Here is a 2,504-nt window from a genome sequence, read left to right on the forward strand (position 1 = left end):
CTGACGCTGCAGGCGGCCCGTCAAGCCCGGTCGGGGCGAGCCCCACGCGGCATTGAGGAACCACAGTTACCTCGACGCTCATCATGGGCAGCCCCACCCCAGGGCCCCGGCAAAGTCGTCATGAGGTGATGCCCAGTATCGCCAGTGGCCGGTTGGCGTTGCGGGCGTGGCGGCGGTTAGCGGTGGCGATGTTGGTGACGCCGGCGCGGTGTTCGGTCTCTCGGTGCCGCAGGAGCCCGCCCTGCCGGCGTATGCCGCGTGGCACCCGATCGGCGGCCGGTCACCGCTGGACGCCGTCGATCAGCTGCGCCAGCGCGGGCGCGTGCTTGCGCCGGGCGATCCGCGCGTAGGCCAGCCTGGCCGGTGGCAGCAGCTCCGGACGTTGCCCGAGCTGGGTCCGCAGCACCTCGTGCGCGGCGGCCCGCACCTCGGGCACCCAGTCGACCGCCCGCTCGACCAGAAGCGGCAGGTGAGCAGGCCGCACCCGGCGGCCCATGGCGGTCACGGCGGTCTCGCGGGCGCGGCCGTCCGTATGGAGGCTCGCCAGCATCGGGGCGAGCCCTCCGGCGCCCCACCGTCCGAGACGCTTGACGAAGGGCCCCACGCTGATCTGGCGGCGCCGGCAGTGCACGATCAGGCCGTCCATCAGCCGCTCGTCTGCGGTTATGGCGTCCAGGGCGATCCGGCTGCGGCGGCGGGCCCTGGGCGTGCGGCCGTCCATGTCGGCCAGCACCCGCAGCAGCCAGCCGTAGCCGTCGACGTCGCCGCGCCGGAGCCGGAGCAGGAACGGCTCGAGGCGGGCGCGGGTCTTGTCATCCAGACGCCCGCGTCGCGTCGCCTCGGCCAGTACCAGGCTGAAGCCGAAGAAAACGAGTCCGAAGATCGACCAGAATCCGGGCTCGACCACGGTGACCAGGGCAGCGGCGGCGGTCATCAGGCCGGCGCAAAACAGGTGGACGTAGTTGCCGAATGCGTCCTTGAAGTACGGCTTTGGCTTTGGTTGGTACTGGTGGGGCAGGCCGCGCACGCGACGGATCGTACGCGGCACGGCCGCTACGCGCGGCCCCGCTCACCCCCTGGTCCCAGCAAGTCGTTATGAGGTGATGCCGAGTAGGACCAGTGGGCGGTTGGCGTTGCGGGCGTGGTGGCGATTGGCTGCGGCGATGTCGGTGACGCCAGCGAGTCGGAGGGCGCCGATGGCGGCGTCGCGGAGTGTGGCCATGACGTGTGGGCCGTTGCAAGTGCGGATCTGGGATCGGTCTTCGTCGTAGGTAACGTCGCGGACCCAGTGCGTTCTGTTCTCGATGGACCAGTGTCCGCGGATCCAGTCGGCCAGTTGCCATGGTTTGGCCTGATGTGCTTGCAGGTCGGTGATCGCGTAGACGGTATCGGAAGTGAAGCGTCGAGGTTCGTCGAGACGGCGCCGGCGGCGGCGGATCTGCAACGCCTGCGCGGCGCCGGGGAAGTCGATACCGGTGGCCACGGACAGGATCTTGAGGGTGCGGATCTCGTGGCGGCCGTGGCCGCGGGCGGTGTCGCGGTCGGCGTTGGGCACGAGCCGCCAGGGCAGGCCGGCTAGTTGTTGGTGCAGACCGGGCTGGTTGCCTTTGACGGTGAGGATCCAGTGCGCGCTGCGTCGGGCGAGGTAGGCGACGTGCTCGCGCTGGCAGTGCAACGCGTCCGCGGTCACCACCATGTCGCGCAGGTCGTCGATCCGGTCGAGCAATGCGGGGAAGCGGGTGATCTCGTTGGTTTTGGTGTCGACGTCGGTGCTGGCCAGCACGATGCCGGCGTGCTGCTCGGCGGCGGCCAGGATATGCCGGGCGGGACTATCGCGGGTGCGTGAGCCGAGCAGGGTCTTGCCGTCCACGGCGATCGCGTGCCGGGATCCGGGCGGTGGTGCGGGGATCCGCGCGGCGAGCCACGCACCGATCGCCGTGGCGAGCGGCTCGGGGTCGAGGGCCTGTAACAGTCTGCGGATCATCGCCTCCGACGGTCGTCGGTGGGCGTCGATGCCGAGCACCAGCGCGGTGTCGGTGGGTAGATCGGCGACCCATTCGGCGATCGCGGTGTAGGAGCGGTAGCCGGCTACCACCGCGCAGACCGCGGCGGTGACCACGACGACAAGTTGGTGGCGGATGCCCCGGCGGCGCGCGGGTCGGGTACCTGGGCCAGGGCGGTGGGCAGACCAGCGGCCAGTTGTTGGGTGGGCAGTCCAGCCGGTGCGGCCGACAGCGAGGCGATCACCGATGATGGCGATGCGGGCATGACTCACTTCGGAAGCGATCAACAAGGCGTAGGAACCTCGATGATCTTCTGAACCAGTCATGCCCGCCCTGGCACCCCGAGCAAGGGCGCGTCTACATCAATCGCCCCAAGCCGGACCACCCATCACGACTTTGCCGGGGCGTGTGCCATGAACGACGAACGGAGATCGCATGGATAGGTAGTGGTCTTTCGGGAGTCGATGCTGTGCGGGAGATGAAGGTTTGGCCCTTCGGAGT

The 2,504-nt window shown here is 69.6% G+C and carries 2 protein-coding genes; both read right to left on the minus strand.

Going from position 1 to position 2,504, the window contains the following annotated elements; genetic code table 11:
* Positions 1 to 280: 280 nt before the first annotated feature.
* Entirely contained in the window at positions 281 to 1,027 is a 747-nt protein-coding gene (locus AB0B76_RS58840) for a hypothetical protein (protein ID WP_360395146.1), read from the minus strand.
* Between the two features lie 66 nt (positions 1,028 to 1,093).
* Complete coding sequence (locus tag AB0B76_RS58845) at positions 1,094 to 2,119, minus strand: ISAs1 family transposase (RefSeq protein WP_360395149.1); 1,026 nt, start codon at positions 2,117 to 2,119, stop codon at positions 1,094 to 1,096.
* Positions 2,120 to 2,504: the final 385 nt, after the last annotated feature.

The organism is Dactylosporangium sp. NPDC049140 (assembly GCF_040648435.1).